The organism is Ruoffia sp. FAM 26254, from assembly GCF_045528545.1.
Lineage (GTDB): Bacteria > Bacillota > Bacilli > Lactobacillales > Aerococcaceae > Ruoffia > Ruoffia halotolerans.
The window spans coordinates 1-16,870 of sequence record NZ_JBGQQY010000048.1 but is presented as its reverse complement, the minus strand read 5'-3'; the positions used below and the strand labels follow the sequence as shown (position 1 = coordinate 16,870).

Here is a 16,870-nt window from a genome sequence, read left to right as displayed (position 1 = left end):
TTCGATATTAATTGATTTCCACGAAAATTGGGAAAATAACGCTCGGACATTCTTACAAGTGTAATGTGCATGATGACCAGATGATATAACTACATTGAGACTTTTACACAAGATTATGGACTTGACACGGAAACTGATTTGCGTAGCGTCGCACCGCCTCGCGACACTACGCAATCGCGAATACGGTTCATCGTGCTGACCCGCGACGCTCCGTAAACTGATTTGCGTAGCGTCGAACCATCTCACGACGCCCCGCAAGCTCACATCCACCCCATATTTCACCCCGTATTATGGAACGAGCGACTGAATTATGATAATATGAATGCACGTAAATTGATTAAAGGAGGTTATTATGAAATTCATTACATTTGATTCATCAACAAAGGCGCTGTCCGTGGCTTTAGCCGAGGGCGAGTTGCCAACGGATTTTACTATAAAAGCCTCAACCACAACCTTGGGCAAGCGTCAGCACGGCCAGACACTCGCACCTGCGGTTGAAAATATTTTAAAGCAAGTCGATTGGAAAATGAGTGATATTGACGCAATTATTGTCGGAAACGGGCCGGGCTCATACACGGGACTGCGCATCGGTGTGACCTTCGCAAAAGTATGGGCGAACGCGACGAAATTGCCTCTATATAGCGTTTCCTCGCTGGCTTTAATGGCTGGATCGGCTTCAAAACAGACCGATTTTGTCCTACCAATTATGGATGCCCGGCGCCAGACGGCTTATACCGCTTTGTATCAATATGATAACCAAGCTGTTTTACAAGCCGTTGAGTACGATCAACATATAAAATTCGAAGAATTTTTAGCGAAAATTAAAAAACACATAAACCCAAACAGTGAGCTAACATTAATCGGGACCGACATTGATGAATTTGTGGAAATGGCAACCCGTCAGTTGCCGACGACTAAACTCATAGTTATCGACGACTGGAACGCTTATCCACATACAGTGCACGCTTTTGGAAAAGTCCCTTGGACGCAAATTGAGGAGCCAACCTTATTAGCACCTAATTATGCACACGCGACTTTGGCGGAACAAGAGTGGGCGGAGAAATCGGACAGCGATACTCTCAATCCAGACGAACTTATTGATTTTAAATGATTAAATTTTTTGATAGAAAGTTGCAGGTAAGTGTGATGCAAGAATTTATTAGACGCATTCAAAATGCGAGGCAAGTGAATCATATTATCATGGACCGAATTAGGCCAATTATTGATGAAGAGCCTCTATGGAGCCGTTCGGACCAGTCTTTTAGCATACGACTTGCGAAAGCTGAGGACGTACCGCTTTTTATAGAATTGGAAAATGATGCCTACAAAGGCTTCCACGCCTGGACTCAACAAGATTTTGAACACGATTGGTTAAGAAATCCGTATTGCGTCTATATTTTAGTGGAAGATACGACCAATAAAGAGGTCGTAGCCATGATTTCAGGGCGGTTTCTTGCAAAGGGTGCGCACATCAGTCATTTATTAGTCCGGGAAAAATATCAAAACCAAAGACTCGGCTCAAAATTACTCGACTTGTGGATTCGCTTAGCTGAAATCGAAGAAGTGCCAATAATTACGCTCGAAGTGCGCGAATCTAACACGATTGCGCAAAGTTTATATTACGGACAAGATTTTAAGAAGCATGGCATCAAGGAAAATTATTATTCAGACAACAAAGAAACAGCCTTTTTATTAAAACGGGAGATGCCTAATGCTTAAACAAATTGAGCGCAATTTTATTATGGAAAGTTTACATGACTTTGGATGGACCCCAGAACAGTTCGAAAGTGAGTTAACAAACCGCTTCATGCGCTACTGGTTTTTGTGCGACGGGAACACGATTCAAGGTTACGTTGCTGGGCAAGTGTTGTTCGGCGAACTCGAAGTCCTGCGCGTGTACATGCATCCGCGATTTCGCGGGCGCCGTTTAGGAAATAGTTTATTGAAAAGGGCTTTAAAAGACGTTGACAGTGCCTTTCTAGAGGTGCGAAGCCAACACCAAGTGGCGATAAAATTGTACCAAAGTGTGGGGTTTGAGCTGGTGTCGGTAAGAGAGAATTATTATTCAAATCCGCAGGACGATGCGGTCAATATGGTTTGGCGAAAGGAGGAGATCGAGTGAGTGAATCATTAATATTAGCTATTGAAACAAGTTGTGACGAGACAAGTGTGGCGGTCGTTCAAGACGGACGAGAAATCTTATCAAATATCGTCGCATCACAAATAAAAAGTCACATGCGATTTGGTGGAGTCGTGCCCGAAGTGGCGAGCCGTCACCATGTGGAGCAAATTACCCAAGTGATTGATATGGCTTTAGAGGAGAGTGGCCACGGCGTCGCTGACATGGACGCGGTCGCAGTTACGCAAGGACCTGGACTCGTGGGCGCTTTATTAGTAGGGGTGACAGCTGGAAAAACTTTAGCAATGGTGCACAACAAACCATTGCTGGCAGTCAACCATTTAGCTGGTCACATTTACGCCAGTCAATTGGTCAAACCGTTGAAGTTTCCATTAATGGCGCTGATTGTCAGTGGTGGACATACTGAACTCGTTTATATGAAAGAAGAATTTTCATTTGAAATTATTGGTGAAACGCAAGATGACGCCGTTGGTGAAGCGTACGACAAAGTGGGACGGATTCTAGACTTGCCTTACCCCGCTGGAAAATATTTAGACGAGTTAGCCGGCAAAGGAAATCCTGAAGCATACGCAATTCCGCGTGCGATGATGCATGAGGACAATTTCGACTTCAGCTTTTCCGGCATGAAAAGTGCCGTAATGAACACCGTGCACAACGCTAAACAGCGTGGCGACGAGATTGTACCTGAAGATTTGGCCGCGAGCTTCCAAACGGCAGCCGTAGAAGTGCTGGTAGAAAAAGCAAGCAAAGCTTTGCGCGAATATCCAGAAGTGCGCCAATTTATCTTAGCCGGTGGAGTCGCAGCCAACTCCGGACTGCGCGGGGAGTTGTCAACGCGCCTAGCCACTGAATTTCCAAATGTAGAATTAATTATCCCACCCTTAAAATTGTGCGGAGATAATGCAGCGATGATCGGAGCCAGCGCACATCATATGTATGCAGACAAAGACTTCAGTGAATTAGATATCAATGCGATCCCTGGTTTGATGTTAGGTGAGTAGGGAAAATAAGAATGGGACAGGCCTCTGAGGAAATAAACCTCAGAGGCTTTTTTGTAGCATGCGGGGCGTCGAGAGGCGTCGCGACGTACCGCAAATCCGAATACGGAGTGTCGCGCCTTATCACGACACTCCGCATGCCGGAAAAAGCGATAAACTTAGTTGTATATGTTGAACTGTGGATAAATATCATCGAGTTATTCGGACTGATCTTCATTTTCTATTTCCACATCGATAACCTCACGTTGGTACTTTTCTTCATTATAGATAAATACATTTCGGAAAATTTTCAAAATGGGACGCATAAGTAGAAAAAATCCCCCTACCAAGTATGCGATATTTCCGATTATAACGGGTGCTCCTAGAATATTTGAAATACTCCCTATAAAATATAGGCCACCGGTAAGAATATCATTGACTAAAGAAATAATTGTATAGTAATTTTGAAAATAAATTCGAAAGCGTTCTGACTTGATGATAACGTCTTCTTCTTTATCAAGGTGTGGCTCGCGTTCCTTATGTTTGATTTCAGGCACGGTAGTTCCTCCTTTAGTTGACCGTGGGTACATTCATTATACATATTCGAAATTGAGATTGCGATTGAAAGGGTGTATGGATAGGCGGTTGCTTTAGATGAACAACTTCTATTCATCATGAACCGCAAATCCGAATACGGAGTGTCGCGCACGCTCACGACGTACCACAAACTCAAATGCGGAGTGTCGTGCAAGCTCGCGACGTACCGCAAACTCAAATGCGGAGTGTCGTGCACGCTCACGACACTCCACAAGCCAATTTCCGTAGTATCGTGCTGACTCACGACACTCCGTATCCATGTTTACGGTTTATCGCGCCGATCCGCGACGCCCAAACCCACTAGCCAATCGCATGTTCCAATAGATTTTTTATCCAGAATGTATTAAAATAAAGTAACTAAATTCAAGAGGGGGCTAATATGTACGAACAATGGATAGCGATGGAGCAATTTTATTATGGATATTTTGCTTGGGGTTTATTAGTCGTAATTATTCTCTCTATTTTACTAGTTTCCTGTCTGTATTATGTTAATTTATTAATCCCAAAAATAATACTCATTCTAACCCTTATCGCTTTCACAATATTTGGGGTAGGAGTTGTTCGGGGATATTCTCAATACGGTGATTTAATTGAGCAAGCGAGTAAAGAGTCTGCCGCAATTCGCAACTTCAAACGAACATTTTTCATGATCGATATGCCGTACCAAGCTATGGAAATGAAGGCTTACCGGGATGGGTATTTTGATGAAGGATTTGAAGCGGTTGGTTTTTACGAGAAAATGTTTGTCAGCGAGCCGGTTGAATATTTAGGAGCGACGCAACAAGGCGGGTACGTCTTTCGAATTGGCGGGAGCGAATATGTTGTGAGTCAGGCCTGGGTGCGATTCTCCGATGAAGTTAACCAGGCTGTGCGAATCGGGACACAATATCAAGTAGCAGATCCGCGCTTCATTGAGCTCGGATTTGTGGAAAAATCGCGAGTCCTGCTTGATGAGTATATTGTCCCAAGCCAAGCGGAAAATCATATGGCCGATAAGGCAGGCGTAACCGCTGCTCAACTTCAAGCGCGGGGGATTGTGAAAGGCTGGGTTGTCCCGTAATTTTATAAAATGAAACCAAAAAACCTCTGGGAAAATATAACCTTAGAAGTATTTTCGGGATTTGCGGGGGGTCGTGTTCGTGCGCGACGTACCGCAAATCCGAATGCGTAGTGTCGTGCACGCCCGCGACGTACCGCAAATCCAAATGCGTAGTGTCGTGCATGCCCGCGACGCCCCGCAAATCCGAATGCGTAGCGTCGTGCATACTCACGACACTCCGCAAGCCAATTTCCGTAGTGTCGTGCACGCTCACGACGCCCCGCAACCAATAACACTCAACAAAAAACACCAAACTTCTCACAAAGTTTGGTGTTTTTCTCGTGCTATATCTAAATCTCAATTCCCGGATGCTCTTCCATGAAAGCCTCAAGTTCAATACTTGCCTCTTCCCAAGTTTCCAGCGCATTGGTTTGACGCTCGTTTGCTTGAATCAATTTTTTATTCAAATCAGCTAACTCAGGTTGGTCATTGGCTTCATTCGCCGTTAACATATCCGCTTCAAGCTTTGTGATCAAGGCATCCATGGCTTCACTTTCTGCCATTGCCTCATCGACTTTAGTTTGAAGTTTCCGCAAGTCCTTTTTCAAAGCTTTTGTTTCTTCATAAGTGAACTGGTTTTGAGACATTTCCTTATTAGGAGTGGCCTCGTCCTGACTATCTTGCTCACGTAAAGCTTCGATTTCCTCTAACTCACGTTTTTTCTCAATATAGTAATCATAATCACCTAAATAAAGCGACGCGCCATCAGGTGATATTTCCAAAATGTTGGTCGCAATGCGGTTAATAAAATAGCGGTCGTGCGACACGAACAGTAGCGTGCCGTCGTAATCAATTAACGCTTCTTCCAGAACTTCCTTACTATCAATGTCTAAGTGGTTGGTCGGCTCATCTAATAACAAAGTATTGTCATGATCGGTCGCCAGCAGTGCCAAGCTCAGGCGGGCCTTTTCGCCACCACTCAGCATCGACACTTTCTTCTCAACCGTCTCGCCACTAAACAAGAAACTCCCTAAAATCGAACGCACTTTCCATTCATCGGTTGTATCGTGCGCTTGCCACAGCGTCTCCAACACTGTTTGATTTCCATCCAACTGATTCACATTTTGGTCATAGTAACCAATATCGACATTACTTCCGAGAATAACTTCCCCAGAAAGCGCAGGGATTTGTTGTAAAATAGTCTTCAAGAAAGTCGTCTTTCCGACCCCATTCGGCCCTACAATCGCAATCGCATCTTGGCGACGCAAGTCCATATTTATAGTTTTAGCAATCGGCTCTTCATAACCAATCGTCAAGTCGCGCGTTTCAATCACACGGTTTCCGCTGTCGCGACTTGCACTGAACTCAATTCGCGGTGCTCTCGTATCTTGCTTCGGTTTTTCGATACGGTCCATTTTTTCTAATTTTTTCCGGCGACTCTGCGCACGTTTCGTCGTAGACGCTCGGACAATATTTTTTGCAACAAATTCTTCCAATTTCTCAATCTCATTTTGTTGCTTCTGGTATTCTTTCCACTCTTGTTCCATGCGCAATGCTTTCTCTTTTAAATAAAAATCATAATTCCCTTTATACGTATGCAACGTATTGTTACGCAACTCGAGGACTTGATTGGCCACCCGATTTAAAAAGTAACGGTCATGCGATACAATCAACAGCGCACCCCGGTAACCACGCAAGTAGCCTTCGAGCCAGTTGAGTGTCTGCATATCCAAGTGGTTAGTCGGCTCATCCAAGATTAAAAGATCATAAGACATTAGCAAAATACGCGCCAAAGCGAGTCTAGTTTTTTGCCCACCCGATAGCGATTCAACAGGGCGGTCGTAATCTTCCTCATAAAATTGAAAGCCATGTAAGACCGTCCGGATTTCCGACTCAACCCCATAGGCGTTCGATTCTGCCAACTGTTGTTGAATCTGATCATAGGCACTTAAGGCATTTTGATATTCCTTCGATTCCCAATCCTCACTCAACTCAGCCACTCGCTCAGCTGCCACCTCCGCCTTTTCGCGCAAGGCCAAGGTATCCGAGAAGACATGTAACATCTCCTCCCAAATCGAGCGGTTTGAATCAATCGATACATGCTGCTCTAAATAACCCACCCGCAAATCGCGTGAGCGTGTAATTTCCCCTGCAGAAATCGGTTCTGTTTTCATAATTTGACTTATTAATGTCGATTTTCCCGCACCATTTCGCCCAACAAGAGCAATGCGGTCATTCGTTTGGATATTAAATGAAACTTTCTCATACAGCGTCACATCAGCAAAGCGACGCGCAACGTCATTAGCTTGTAGTAAAATCATTCGATGACTCCTTCTATTTGAACTCTTAATTATTATAGCCCACACACACCTATTTAACAAAATATAAAATAATAAAATGAAATTCCTCACCCAACCACCACCATATTCGAATTAATGTACATTTTGCATAATATTTCACATAAAAAGCTTTATTCTCACTATAAAATATATTAGAATATAAAAGTTAGGCTAAATAGGCTCGGAGTTCACAATAAATGTAAACCCTCGAAGGTTACATTTGGACAAATTTTGTGAAGGAGTGCTATAATGAGCATGACTTAAAAATTAGATATAGATAAACCTAGGAGGAGGCAATTTATGGCAAAAGAAATACCAAAAGCGACTGCCTTGAGATTACCCATCTACCATAGGTATTTACGATTCTTGCAACATGCAGGGAAAAAGCGCATTTCTTCAACGGAATTAAGTGAAGCTGTAAAAGTAGATAGTGCGACCATTCGTCGTGACTTTTCATATTTTGGGGCATTGGGGAAACGTGGTTACGGTTACGATGTAGATCACTTATTAGACTTTTTCTCGCGTATTTTAAATCAAGATCGCTTAACGTCGGTTGGTCTGGTTGGTGTAGGTAATTTGGGAAATGCACTGATTAACTACAATTTCCGGAAGAATAGCAATGTTCGAATTGGAGCCGCGTTTGATGTAAATACTGACATAATTGGAACAATTCAACGTGGTGTCCCAGTTTATTCAATGGATGAATTGGAAGAGCAAATCGAACAACAACAAATTGAAATTATTATTTTATCAGTCCCACAAGACGTCGCAGGGGATATAGTGAACCGAATTATCGAGGCGGGAGTGAAAGGAATCATGAACTTCACGCCACTTAGATTTGATGTACCGCGCAGCGTTCGTGTTCAAAATGTGGACCTGACGAATGAACTACAGACACTCATTTACTTCATTGATAGTAATAAGGATGATGCAGAGGATTTCTCTGATTTTGAAAAAAAATAATTGTAAAGCACGCCAAAAGGTGTGCCTTTTTTTTCGAAAAAGATAATTCTATGACTTGATTTTTTGACCAATTTAGACTATTATAAGATTAAACCATTAGCACTCAAATAAAACGAGTGCTAAATATAAAAATAAAATCATTTGGAGGGTATAATATGATTAAACCTTTAGGAAAACGTGTTGTTATCAAAGTGGCAGAAACAGAAGAAACGACAGCAAGTGGTTTCGTATTACCAAGTTCAGCCAAAGAAAAAGAACAATACGGTGAAATTGTGGCAATTGGACCAGAGATCGAAGAAAAAGATGGCGTTAAAGTTGGCGACACAGTGTTCTTCAAGAATTATTCTGGAACAGAAGTTGAACATGGCGAAGAGTCATTGATGATTATTGAACACAAAGATTTATTAGCAGTCTTAGCATAATATCGAATTTAAAGGAGAGAATATTATATGGCAAAAGATTTAAGATTTTCAGAAGATGCACGTGCAGCTCTACTACGTGGAGTTGATATCTTAGCAGATACAGTTAAAGTAACATTAGGGCCAAAAGGGCGTAATGTAGTATTAGATCAACAATTTGGATCACCAACAATTACAAATGATGGTGTAACAATCGCTCGCGAGATCGAATTGGAAGATCGCTTCGAGAATATGGGTGCACAGTTAGTCATGGAAGTCGCTTCAAAAACGAACGACATCGCCGGTGACGGGACAACGACCGCAACATTATTAACTCAAGCAATCGCTCGTGAAGGTATGAAAAATGTGACTTCAGGTGCAAACCCAGTTGGCATCCGTCGCGGAATCGAAATGGCAACACGTGCAGCGGTTGAAGCTTTACAATCATTATCTCAACCCGTTTCTTCAAAAGAATCGATTGCACAAGTCGCATCAGTTTCTTCAGGAGATGAAAAAGTAGGGGAATTAATCGCTGACGCAATGGAAAAAGTTGGCCAAGATGGTGTCATCACAATTGAAGATTCACAATCGATTGATACAGAATTATCAGTGGTTGAAGGAATGCAATTTGACCGTGGTTACTTATCTCAGTACATGGTAACTGACAATGAAAAAATGGTTGCAGACTTAGAGAACCCATATGTATTAATTACTGACCGTAAAATTACAAACATCCAAGATGTACTACCTTTATTAGAAAGTGTTATGCAAACAAGCCGTCCATTATTAATTATCGCAGAAGATATTGAAGGCGAAGCATTACCAACACTAGTATTAAATAAATTACGCGGAACATTAAATGTGGTTGCCGTTAAAGCACCAGGATTTGGTGACCGTCGTAAAGCAATGTTAGAAGACTTAGCGATTCTGACTGGTGCAACAGTAATTTCAGAAGAATTAGGCTTTGAGTTAAAAGATGCAACACCAGACCACTTAGGTACAGCTGGTAAAGTTTCAGTAACAAAAGACAGCACAACCATCGTTGAAGGTGCTGGATCTAAAGAACAAATCGAAAACCGCGTTGGCTTAATCCGCGGACAAATCGAAGAAACAACAAGTGAATTCGACCGTGAAAAATTACAAGAACGCCTAGCTAAATTAGGTGGCGGAGTAGCAGTCATCAAAGTCGGTGCTGCAACTGAAACAGAACAAAAAGAAATCAAACTACGTATCGAAGATGCATTAAACGCAACACGTGCCGCAGTTGCTGAAGGTATCGTAGCAGGTGGGGGAACTGCACTTGTGAACGTTCAAGACGCAGTGAACGCACTTGAAGCAGAAGGCGACGAAGCAACAGGAATCTCAATCGTTGCTCGCGCACTTGAAGAACCAATTCGCCAAATCGCTGAAAATGCCGGCGCAGAAGGTTCAGTCGTTGTGTCACAAATCCGTACGTCAGACAAAGGTATCGGCTACAACGCAGCCACAGGTCAATTCGAAAACATGATCGACGCTGGTATCGTAGACCCAACTAAAGTAACACGTACAGCCCTACAAAATGCAGCCTCAGTTGCCGCATTACTATTAACAACCGAAGCAGTTGTTGCAGACATCCCATCAGAAACACCAGACATGGGAATGGGCGGAGGCGGCATGGGTGGCGGAATGCCAGGCATGATGTAAGCTGAAGCTTAAGAAGTAAGATAATTTAATATAAAATGGCCTCCCGGCTTACTTTATCTCAGTGATGAAGTAGGTTGGGAGGTTTTTTGAGTTTTCAGTGAGCTTTCTTGAAAATGCGGGGCGTCGTGATCCGACTCGACGTACCGCAAATGAAAATACGGAGTGTCGTGTCACCACACGACGCCCCGCAACTAAATTTCCATAGCGTCGTGATCCGACTCGACGTACCGCAAATGAAAATACGGAGTGTCGTGCCACCACACGACGCCCCGCAACTAAATTTCCGTAGCGTCGTGATCCGACTCGACGTACCGCAAATGAAAATACGGAGTGTCGTGCCACCACTCGACACCCCGCAAACCAAAATCCACACAAAAAAACGCCGACCCAGGAAACATTCCCAGATCAGCGGTTCTCACCTAAACTCTATTCACTTTCATCATTGCCAAACACAGTGCTGCGATTACTATTATTACTGAAATCGTAATTATAATAATCATTACTTGGAGTTTCTTCTTCTGGTAGAGAACCTTCATCAATGGGCTCTTCGTAAGAAGGTTCCTCATATGAAGAATCTGGTTCCTCGTAAGACGGCTCTTCGTATGAAGACTCCGGTTCTTCGTAAACAGGCTCCTCATAGACAGGTTCTTCATACACAGATTCTTGTGCAGCGTCTATCGCTTGTTGCACTGCAGTAGCGAATAAGTTAAAGTCGCTGACACCATCGTAAGTTGGCAGTCCGTATTCAATCGCCAAGTTATTCCAGTAAATTAACTCATCTTCTGTATAATCTAGCTCTTCTTCGGCCACTTCAATCGGTAAGTACACCATTAATTCGGGATCTGGCACAAAGATTGCCATCCCAAGTTTGACCTCGTCTTCAGTGTTCGTCTCCACTTCAGAAACTTTTTCAGTCTCAACTGCTGATTCAGAATCTGTTTGTATTTCTGCTTCTTCATTTTTATTACCATTTCCATCTTGGACGGGTTCGTGTACGTAGCCCTCAGTTCTCCCAGCTGGTGGTTCTGAGTCCAAGTACCCACACCCGCCTAGTATAAATAAAGAACTAAATAAGATTAATTTTTTCAACATTCTTCCCCCTATGGTCAGACCATATTCATTCATTAATATATCTAATGTACAGTTATCGGTAATAAAAAGCAATATCCACTTGAAAATATCATATCCTCTTCACATTTGTGTTACATTTCACCTATATAAAATAATTTTATAAAAGCGAATCCATATGCTATAATAAAAGAAAATAAAGAGCGAAGGAGTGTTAACATGGAAGTAAATGATATTATGCAAATTCTGGAAAAAGATATGAAAGTTGCTGTCTTTGCAACGGTGGACGAGAACGGAAAACCGCATGCGAGACATGCCCATATCGGCGTTGCTAACGAGCAGGGCGTCTTTTTCATGACCAGTCCCACGACGGATTTTTATAAACAACTTAAGCACAATCCAAATATCGCTATTACCACAATGTCTGAAGAAGGCTATCTCGTTCAAGTGATCCGAATCGAGGGAAAAGTGCGCCAAGTTGGGAAAGACCGCCTTCAGGAACTGCTTACGAACAATCCATATGTTGAGCAAGTGTATCCAGATGACGACATTCGCCAAGGCATGCAAGTTTTTCATTTATACGAAGGCGAAGGCTTCTATCACAGCATGTCTCAAGGGCACAAGTACACTTTCGAAATCTAACTTCGGTAATCAATCGCCAAACCTTTGAGGAAATTACGCGCATACCGGTCGCCGCAGGGCTTATAATTGCGGTGGCCTTCTTTGCGTAAAACAGCACTTAATTCGCTGTTAGAAAGCTCAACCCCTGCCAAATTTAAAATGTCTAACATATCCTCACTCGTTAATTTCAACGCAATCTTCACTTTTTTCAGTAATAAGTTATTCGCGTTTTGCGAGTTTAACTCTAATGCTGGGCCACTGGCACCGTCTTTTACCCCACGTTGTGAAATAATTAAACCATTTAAAAAGCGTTCGAAAGCTGCATCACTTAAATTCTCTGCATACTCATTTTCAGCGAGTCTGTCTTCGTTAGGTATTTTATCTAAGAAAGCGAGTAATTCTGCTTGGCTAACGGCCAAACCACCCATCTGGAAAATAATTATCATGTCCTCGTCCTTGATGTCGAGGGCGTAACGCAAGCGGGTTAATCGATCATTATTATTCATTTAATTGCCTACCTTTCATCTTGTAGGGTGATTATACCAAACTTTGGCGTATTTTTCTGCTATACTACAAAGATAAGAAGTAAATGAAAAGGTGAGTTGAATGAACAAACATATGACCTATTACACAGCCGAAGAAGCAACCGAATTACTCAAATTTATGATCAACCAATTAGCACCAAAGAGTCGCAACAATGTTAAATCCATGCTAGCGCGTGGGCAGTTCTTTGTCGATGGAAAAGCTGTCACACAATTTAATCATCCATTGAAGAAAGGGCAAAAAGTCGGCGTTTTATCCAATGAAGGAGCGAAAAAGACCGCTGCGCTTGAAGGCGTAAAAATCTTACATGAAGACGATGACCTCATCGTGATTGACAAAGAAGCGGGTATCCTATCCGTAGCTGGCAGAGACTACGCAGAAGATACAGCCTACCGTCAAGTCACAAAATACGTGCAAGAAGGCAACCGCCGTAACCGCATCTTCGTCGTGCACCGCCTGGACCGCGACACATCTGGCGTCATGATCTACGCTAAAACCGAAGAAGTTAAAGAAAAATTGCAAGAAAACTGGCACACGATTGTCAAAGAACGCATCTATACTGCGTTGGTTGAAGGCGTCGTTCGCAAACCCCAGGGGAAGATAGAATCTTGGCTAACCGAAAGTAAAACGATGAAAGTCTATTCAAACGACTACGATAACGGTGGCAAGCACGCAATTACCCACTTCAAGAAAAAGCAAAATAGTGCGAACTATACTTTATTGGAGGTTGAACTTGAAACAGGACGCAAAAACCAAATCCGTATTCATATGGAAGACATCGGCCACCCAGTTGCCGGCGATAAAAAATACAGCGCACGAACGAATCCGCTGAAACGCCTCGGCTTGCACGCAACTACCATCGCCTTCACTCACCCAAGTACAGGAAAAGTAGTGAGATTCACATCCCAAGCACCAAAAAGCTTCCTAAAGCTATCAAGATAAAGAAAAGTCATCCGACAGGGTGACTTTTTTCGATTTGATCAATAGAAAAGGGCGTCGAGCACCGGCTCGACGAACCGCAAATCGACATGCGGTTCATCGTGTTAGCGCACGACACTTCGCATTTTAAAATACGGTACGTCGTTCACACTCACGACGCCCCGCAAATTGTTTACAGGCAAGTTAAAAAGCGTTTATTTATATAAGAGAAGTTTCTTTAGTTTCTTAAAAATCTGTATTATTATAATAATGATACATTATTACTTAAAAAGATCGAGGTGCTAAGTGACAACAAAGCTTTTATTAGTAATAAAGAACCCGAACCAGGATTTAGAATTGGCGAAAAATTATATCGAAGGTAAAAATCATGATGATTTTTTTATAAAAAATTCCTTGCTATACTTTAATGTATGTCGAGAAAATCAACTCGATAAGACCGATGGTTAGGGAATGATGACGATTTATGTGATAGGTATTTTCAAAGAAAGGAGTAAAATATTCGCGATTAAAATCAAAATTTATCAGTATCATCGGTAGTTTGATTGAATTTGGAAACTTGGTTGGATTTATATGATAATAATGGTAAGAAAAGGAGAGCAATGACTATGAATAGAAAAATTAGTATATTAACAGTTGTATTACTTAGTTTAAACGTCTTATTAGATCCAATAGTAGCGATCAGTACAGTTTATGCTCAAGAATCGACTGTTGAGACTAGTGTGAGCACAGAATCAGTACCCGAAGAGACAATTATTGAGGAAGTGCCAGAATCAATTCCTGAAGAAGTCTACGAAGAACCTACAGTAGAAGAAACATTACCTGAGGAAGTTCCCGCTGAGCCTGAAAGCTCAAGCGAAGTACCTGAAGAGGTACAAGAGGAGCCAGAAGAGGTTGAAACTGAAGAGTCTGTAGTGACCCCCTAAATCCGGAGATGGATTTAGAGGGTTTATATACGACTATTCTTTAATCGGTTTCATCAGACATATGAGCAATTTTTTTAAGTAAGCTTCGTATTTGTCAGTACCTATCTCTTTATTTTGTGATGAATTTGATACTTGTTCTAACGTGTTCGATGATTGTTCTACATACCATCCTGGCACTATATCTTTATTTTTATGTTGCTTATTATCGTATTTTTTAGCAATCCATCTTTCGGATTGTTCGCGTTTCCACGTGAACGCGTATCCTGTTACTGGTGTTCCTCTGCTGTTACTTTTTAACTTTTTAACTTTTAAATCTTTAAAAAAAGCCGATAGCTCATTCATAACTACTTTTATTATATTTTTGTCAATTTCACTTGGTGTGTAGTATATTGGTGTACCTAATAACAATTTGAATTCGCTAATTTTAAATTCTCTTTTTCCTATTGTTTCCCACTGTTTTAGCAGTCGATAGACAGTTTTAGCATACTTTGATCGAATGGAAGTGAATTCTGCTAACTCGTACGAAGTAAACTGCACATTTAAATGATTTAAAACATATTCAAACTCTTCTGTAACTTTCACAATCATACTCATATCACTCAGATCTTTATTCCATTTCACGCGAAAGAGACGAAACGGTGCCATCACTTCTAAAGAGTTATGTGTACGTTTAACGTACTGAATTTGAGTGATTTTATTTACTAAATCTTCGATTGTTTTTTTAAATCGTTTATTATGCGTAATTGAATAATTTGCTAAATCAGCGAGACTATGTTTTGTGAATGTTATTTCGCGCGTATTAACATCACGTAATTTCGCGATAATCGAAAAGAAAAAATTCATTTCTTCGCTTGTCCAGTTCTGCATTGATATTGCGTTCAAATCATTGTGATATTTAACAACTTCTTTACTCATTTAAATCCCTCTTCTTATGTTTTTCGATTATAGCTGCTAAATTCAAGGTTGGAGGTGATAATAATGCTTTTCTGCTCATACCAGTCACTAATAAGTTGGAAGAGTAATTCTGAGCCATTCTTCGTAAACGGGACGTATCCCATCTCATCTAGAATAATTAACTTCACCCGTCTGAATTGTTTTTTGAACTGCTCGAGTTGTTTTTCTTGCCAAGCCTTTTCTAATGCAGCACTAACTCACCAACACGCCAGAAGCGCGTCTCAATACCGTTTTGACAAGCTTTACGGCCAAGTCCAATCGCTAAATGGGATTTCCCAGTACCAGGCGCCCCGATACAGACTAAATTTTGTCGAGCATGAATAAATGCGAGCGACACCAACTGTTCCCTAGTATGACTATCTGGCAGTCGAATGTGCGGGTGCCAATCATACATTTCTAAGGTCTTCGTATGAGTAAATTTTGCCTGAGCTATTAATCGGTCGATGCGACGGGCTTCTTTCAACTCGACTTCAAGGGTTAATAGCTGATATAACCATTCTTCTTTCGTTGGTGCCTCAACAGTCGACATTAATTGAGCGATACTGGGTAACCTTAATTCTTGACAAAGCGCTTCAATCGTTTGGCTCATGAGGTGACCTCTTGGTTTGAGGGCACTGTTAACGCGTCATACGCCAGCCAATTCACATCACTGATACTCTCTTGCATCTCTTGTCCCAGTAGTTCATAAAAATTTTTATTGATCTCGATCAGTGAATGGTGGACAAGTAAATGGATTAACTGATCAATCCGTTGGTAAAGTAAGCGCAAATCATCGATCCCTAAGTGAGCTTGAAGTCTCCCTGGTAAATATTTCCAATACCTTGAGTAGGGGATTTTGGCCAACCGCTGTTTCCAGTCTTTTAAGATGTCCATCCAAGGAATTGCCCGCTGCTTATTCATCTAAGGTCGATAATCTTCGGCCAGTATTTCACCTTGAGGCGTTAAGATACGGTAACGATTCCAGGTCAGATGACCGACTAATCTTGGATGACGACGCGCATTTAATACGTGAATCCGTGTTTGACCCAATGTGATTTCATTCAATTTGTTAGCTTGGAGTTCGACTTCTTTGAAAACTGGATAAGCTTCATCCGGTAAAGCTAAACACGAGTATTGCTCGGTCTGCCATAATGCCTCAATTCGAACACCTTTTTCATAATGAATGGCTTGTCTCTTATCACGTAACGTCTGTTCAAGTTCTTGATTCAATGCGTGATAAGAAGTCATGCGGGGGAATCCGAAAAGAAATTATAGCGGACATACCCCACCTTGTTTTCGACGCTGCCTTTTTCATGCCCACTGGCTGGATTACAAACTTGAACCTCAAACCCATAGTGTAACGTGAAGAGTTGAAATCCTTCTGAAAGAACAGCCGGTTCAAATTTTGTCTTCGGTTGTGCAACAGCCGTGACCATATTGTCAATGCGAATTTTTCGTGGAACGCCTCCAATTTGATCAAACAGTTGCGTCATCCCGGTCAGTAAACATTCTTGATTTTCACTCGGTAATGCGACCGCAAAGCCAGCGTTACTAAACGGAAAACTCAAAACTAAGGCTTTAACATCTTTAAATACCCCTTGGTGTTCCACTTCCATTGTGCCAAAATCTAACTGGGCTTCCCCCGGTGGATGTTCAAGTCGTTCATATCCAGCAGTAGGTAACTCTTGATGATGGTTACTTTTCCAT

General features: G+C 41.9%; 18 protein-coding genes and 2 pseudogenes. 11 read left to right on the top strand and 9 right to left on the bottom strand.

The features are described 5' to 3' along the window. The first annotated feature begins 352 nt into the window (after window positions 1-352). Genes tsaB through tsaD form a run of 4 tightly spaced genes read left to right on the top strand, consistent with a single transcriptional unit; the run spans window position 353 to window position 3,141 of the window. Window positions 353-1,111: a tRNA (adenosine(37)-N6)-threonylcarbamoyltransferase complex dimerization subunit type 1 TsaB gene (gene tsaB / locus ACEN3Z_RS09790; RefSeq protein WP_407090708.1), complete on the top strand. Its 759-nt coding sequence runs from the start codon at window positions 353-355 to the stop codon at window positions 1,109-1,111. A 35-nt stretch (window positions 1,112-1,146) separates the two neighbouring features. Beyond that, window positions 1,147-1,719 (top strand): ribosomal protein S18-alanine N-acetyltransferase, encoded by a 573-nt coding sequence (gene rimI / locus ACEN3Z_RS09785; protein ID WP_407090707.1) that lies wholly within the window; start codon window positions 1,147-1,149, stop codon window positions 1,717-1,719. After that, a complete protein-coding gene (gene rimI, locus ACEN3Z_RS09780) occupies window positions 1,712-2,122 on the top strand; it encodes a ribosomal protein S18-alanine N-acetyltransferase (RefSeq protein ID WP_407090706.1) in 411 nt (136 codons plus the stop codon). The genes rimI (ACEN3Z_RS09785) and rimI (ACEN3Z_RS09780) overlap by 8 nt, the downstream gene beginning before the upstream one ends. Beyond that, window positions 2,119-3,141 (top strand): tRNA (adenosine(37)-N6)-threonylcarbamoyltransferase complex transferase subunit TsaD, encoded by a 1,023-nt coding sequence (gene tsaD, locus ACEN3Z_RS09775; RefSeq protein ID WP_407090710.1) that lies wholly within the window; start codon window positions 2,119-2,121, stop codon window positions 3,139-3,141. The genes rimI (ACEN3Z_RS09780) and tsaD overlap by 4 nt, the downstream gene beginning before the upstream one ends. A 194-nt stretch (window positions 3,142-3,335) precedes the next feature. On the opposite strand, the gene ACEN3Z_RS09770 is transcribed toward tsaD, so the two are convergent. Further along, a complete protein-coding gene (locus ACEN3Z_RS09770; RefSeq protein WP_407090705.1) occupies window positions 3,336-3,674 on the bottom strand; it encodes a YrhK family protein in 339 nt (112 codons plus the stop codon). A 419-nt stretch (window positions 3,675-4,093) separates the two neighbouring features. Here ACEN3Z_RS09770 and ACEN3Z_RS09765 point away from each other — a divergent pair, with 419 nt between their 5' ends. Continuing rightward, window positions 4,094-4,774 carry a hypothetical protein gene (locus tag ACEN3Z_RS09765; RefSeq protein WP_407090704.1) on the top strand — a complete coding sequence of 227 codons (681 nt, stop codon included), beginning with the start codon at window positions 4,094-4,096 and terminating at the stop codon, window positions 4,772-4,774. A 329-nt stretch (window positions 4,775-5,103) separates the two neighbouring features. Here the strand turns inward: ACEN3Z_RS09765 and abc-f are convergent, their stop codons facing one another. Next, window positions 5,104-7,074, bottom strand: a complete 1,971-nt coding sequence (gene abc-f / locus ACEN3Z_RS09760) for a ribosomal protection-like ABC-F family protein (protein ID WP_407090709.1) — start codon at window positions 7,072-7,074, stop codon at window positions 5,104-5,106. 318 nt (window positions 7,075-7,392) lie between these two features. Here abc-f and ACEN3Z_RS09755 point away from each other — a divergent pair, with 318 nt between their 5' ends. From ACEN3Z_RS09755 to groL, 3 genes are all read left to right on the top strand, one after another. Next, window positions 7,393-8,055, top strand: coding sequence for a redox-sensing transcriptional repressor Rex (locus ACEN3Z_RS09755; protein ID WP_407090703.1), 663 nt, complete (start codon window positions 7,393-7,395; stop codon window positions 8,053-8,055). Between the two features lie 155 nt (window positions 8,056-8,210). Beyond that, window positions 8,211-8,477, top strand: a complete 267-nt coding sequence (locus ACEN3Z_RS09750) for a co-chaperone GroES (protein WP_407090702.1) — start codon at window positions 8,211-8,213, stop codon at window positions 8,475-8,477. Between the two features lie 27 nt (window positions 8,478-8,504). Then, entirely contained in the window at window positions 8,505-10,136 is a 1,632-nt protein-coding gene (gene groL, locus ACEN3Z_RS09745; RefSeq protein WP_407090701.1) for a chaperonin GroEL, read from the top strand. A gap of 426 nt (window positions 10,137-10,562) precedes the next feature. On the opposite strand, the gene ACEN3Z_RS09740 is transcribed toward groL, so the two are convergent. After that, window positions 10,563-11,228: a hypothetical protein gene (locus ACEN3Z_RS09740; RefSeq protein ID WP_407090700.1), complete on the bottom strand. Its 666-nt coding sequence runs from the start codon at window positions 11,226-11,228 to the stop codon at window positions 10,563-10,565. A gap of 195 nt (window positions 11,229-11,423) precedes the next feature. Between ACEN3Z_RS09740 and ACEN3Z_RS09735 the strand changes: the two genes are divergently transcribed. Then, window positions 11,424-11,846, top strand: a complete 423-nt coding sequence (locus ACEN3Z_RS09735; RefSeq protein ID WP_407090699.1) for a pyridoxamine 5'-phosphate oxidase family protein — start codon at window positions 11,424-11,426, stop codon at window positions 11,844-11,846. Here ACEN3Z_RS09735 and ACEN3Z_RS09730 read toward each other — a convergent pair. Continuing rightward, window positions 11,843-12,331, bottom strand: a complete 489-nt coding sequence (locus ACEN3Z_RS09730; protein ID WP_407090698.1) for a DUF1456 family protein — start codon at window positions 12,329-12,331, stop codon at window positions 11,843-11,845. The two genes, ACEN3Z_RS09735 and ACEN3Z_RS09730, sit on opposite strands and share 4 nt — an antisense overlap. Window positions 12,332-12,431: 100 nt before the next feature. On the opposite strand from ACEN3Z_RS09730, the gene ACEN3Z_RS09725 reads away from it, so the two are divergent. Next, window positions 12,432-13,310, top strand: a complete 879-nt coding sequence (locus tag ACEN3Z_RS09725; RefSeq protein WP_407090697.1) for an RluA family pseudouridine synthase — start codon at window positions 12,432-12,434, stop codon at window positions 13,308-13,310. 602 nt (window positions 13,311-13,912) lie between these two features. Next, window positions 13,913-14,230: a hypothetical protein gene (locus tag ACEN3Z_RS09720; protein ID WP_407090696.1), complete on the top strand. Its 318-nt coding sequence runs from the start codon at window positions 13,913-13,915 to the stop codon at window positions 14,228-14,230. 33 nt (window positions 14,231-14,263) lie between these two features. On the opposite strand, the gene ACEN3Z_RS09715 is transcribed toward ACEN3Z_RS09720, so the two are convergent. From ACEN3Z_RS09715 to ACEN3Z_RS09695, 5 genes and pseudogenes are all read right to left on the bottom strand, one after another. Continuing rightward, window positions 14,264-15,145 carry a replication initiation protein gene (locus ACEN3Z_RS09715; RefSeq protein WP_407090695.1) on the bottom strand — a complete coding sequence of 294 codons (882 nt, stop codon included), beginning with the start codon at window positions 15,143-15,145 and terminating at the stop codon, window positions 14,264-14,266. 14 nt (window positions 15,146-15,159) lie between these two features. After that, a pseudogene (locus tag ACEN3Z_RS09710) lies at window positions 15,160-15,713 on the bottom strand (ATP-binding protein). Window positions 15,714-15,769: 56 nt separating this feature from the next. After that, a complete protein-coding gene (locus ACEN3Z_RS09705; RefSeq protein ID WP_407090694.1) occupies window positions 15,770-16,084 on the bottom strand; it encodes a hypothetical protein in 315 nt (104 codons plus the stop codon). Beyond that, window positions 16,085-16,411, bottom strand: a complete 327-nt coding sequence (locus ACEN3Z_RS09700; protein WP_407090693.1) for a hypothetical protein — start codon at window positions 16,409-16,411, stop codon at window positions 16,085-16,087. Next, a pseudogene (locus ACEN3Z_RS09695) lies at window positions 16,408-16,870 on the bottom strand (IS21 family transposase); the annotation flags it as partial. The gene ACEN3Z_RS09700 and the pseudogene ACEN3Z_RS09695, both read right to left, overlap by 4 nt.

Bases quoted from the DNA above. Each gene is read 5' to 3' on its own strand.
- tsaB (WP_407090708.1), top strand. From the start codon at position 353: ATGAAATTCATTACATTTGATTCATCAACAAAGGCGCTGTCCGTGGCT.
- rimI (WP_407090707.1), top strand. From the start codon at position 1,147: ATGCAAGAATTTATTAGACGCATTCAAAATGCGAGGCAAGTGAATCAT.
- rimI (WP_407090706.1), top strand. From the start codon at position 1,712: ATGCTTAAACAAATTGAGCGCAATTTTATTATGGAAAGTTTACATGAC.
- ACEN3Z_RS09765 (WP_407090704.1), top strand. From the start codon at position 4,094: ATGTACGAACAATGGATAGCGATGGAGCAATTTTATTATGGATATTTT.
- abc-f (WP_407090709.1), bottom strand. From the start codon at position 7,074: ATGATTTTACTACAAGCTAATGACGTTGCGCGTCGCTTTGCTGATGTG.
- ACEN3Z_RS09755 (WP_407090703.1), top strand. From the start codon at position 7,393: ATGGCAAAAGAAATACCAAAAGCGACTGCCTTGAGATTACCCATCTAC.
- ACEN3Z_RS09750 (WP_407090702.1), top strand. From the start codon at position 8,211: ATGATTAAACCTTTAGGAAAACGTGTTGTTATCAAAGTGGCAGAAACA.
- groL (WP_407090701.1), top strand. From the start codon at position 8,505: ATGGCAAAAGATTTAAGATTTTCAGAAGATGCACGTGCAGCTCTACTA.
- ACEN3Z_RS09740 (WP_407090700.1), bottom strand. From the start codon at position 11,228: ATGTTGAAAAAATTAATCTTATTTAGTTCTTTATTTATACTAGGCGGG.
- ACEN3Z_RS09735 (WP_407090699.1), top strand. From the start codon at position 11,424: ATGGAAGTAAATGATATTATGCAAATTCTGGAAAAAGATATGAAAGTT.
- ACEN3Z_RS09730 (WP_407090698.1), bottom strand. From the start codon at position 12,331: ATGAATAATAATGATCGATTAACCCGCTTGCGTTACGCCCTCGACATC.
- ACEN3Z_RS09725 (WP_407090697.1), top strand. From the start codon at position 12,432: ATGAACAAACATATGACCTATTACACAGCCGAAGAAGCAACCGAATTA.
- ACEN3Z_RS09720 (WP_407090696.1), top strand. From the start codon at position 13,913: ATGAATAGAAAAATTAGTATATTAACAGTTGTATTACTTAGTTTAAAC.
- ACEN3Z_RS09715 (WP_407090695.1), bottom strand. From the start codon at position 15,145: ATGAGTAAAGAAGTTGTTAAATATCACAATGATTTGAACGCAATATCA.
- ACEN3Z_RS09705 (WP_407090694.1), bottom strand. From the start codon at position 16,084: ATGAATAAGCAGCGGGCAATTCCTTGGATGGACATCTTAAAAGACTGG.
- ACEN3Z_RS09700 (WP_407090693.1), bottom strand. From the start codon at position 16,411: ATGACTTCTTATCACGCATTGAATCAAGAACTTGAACAGACGTTACGT.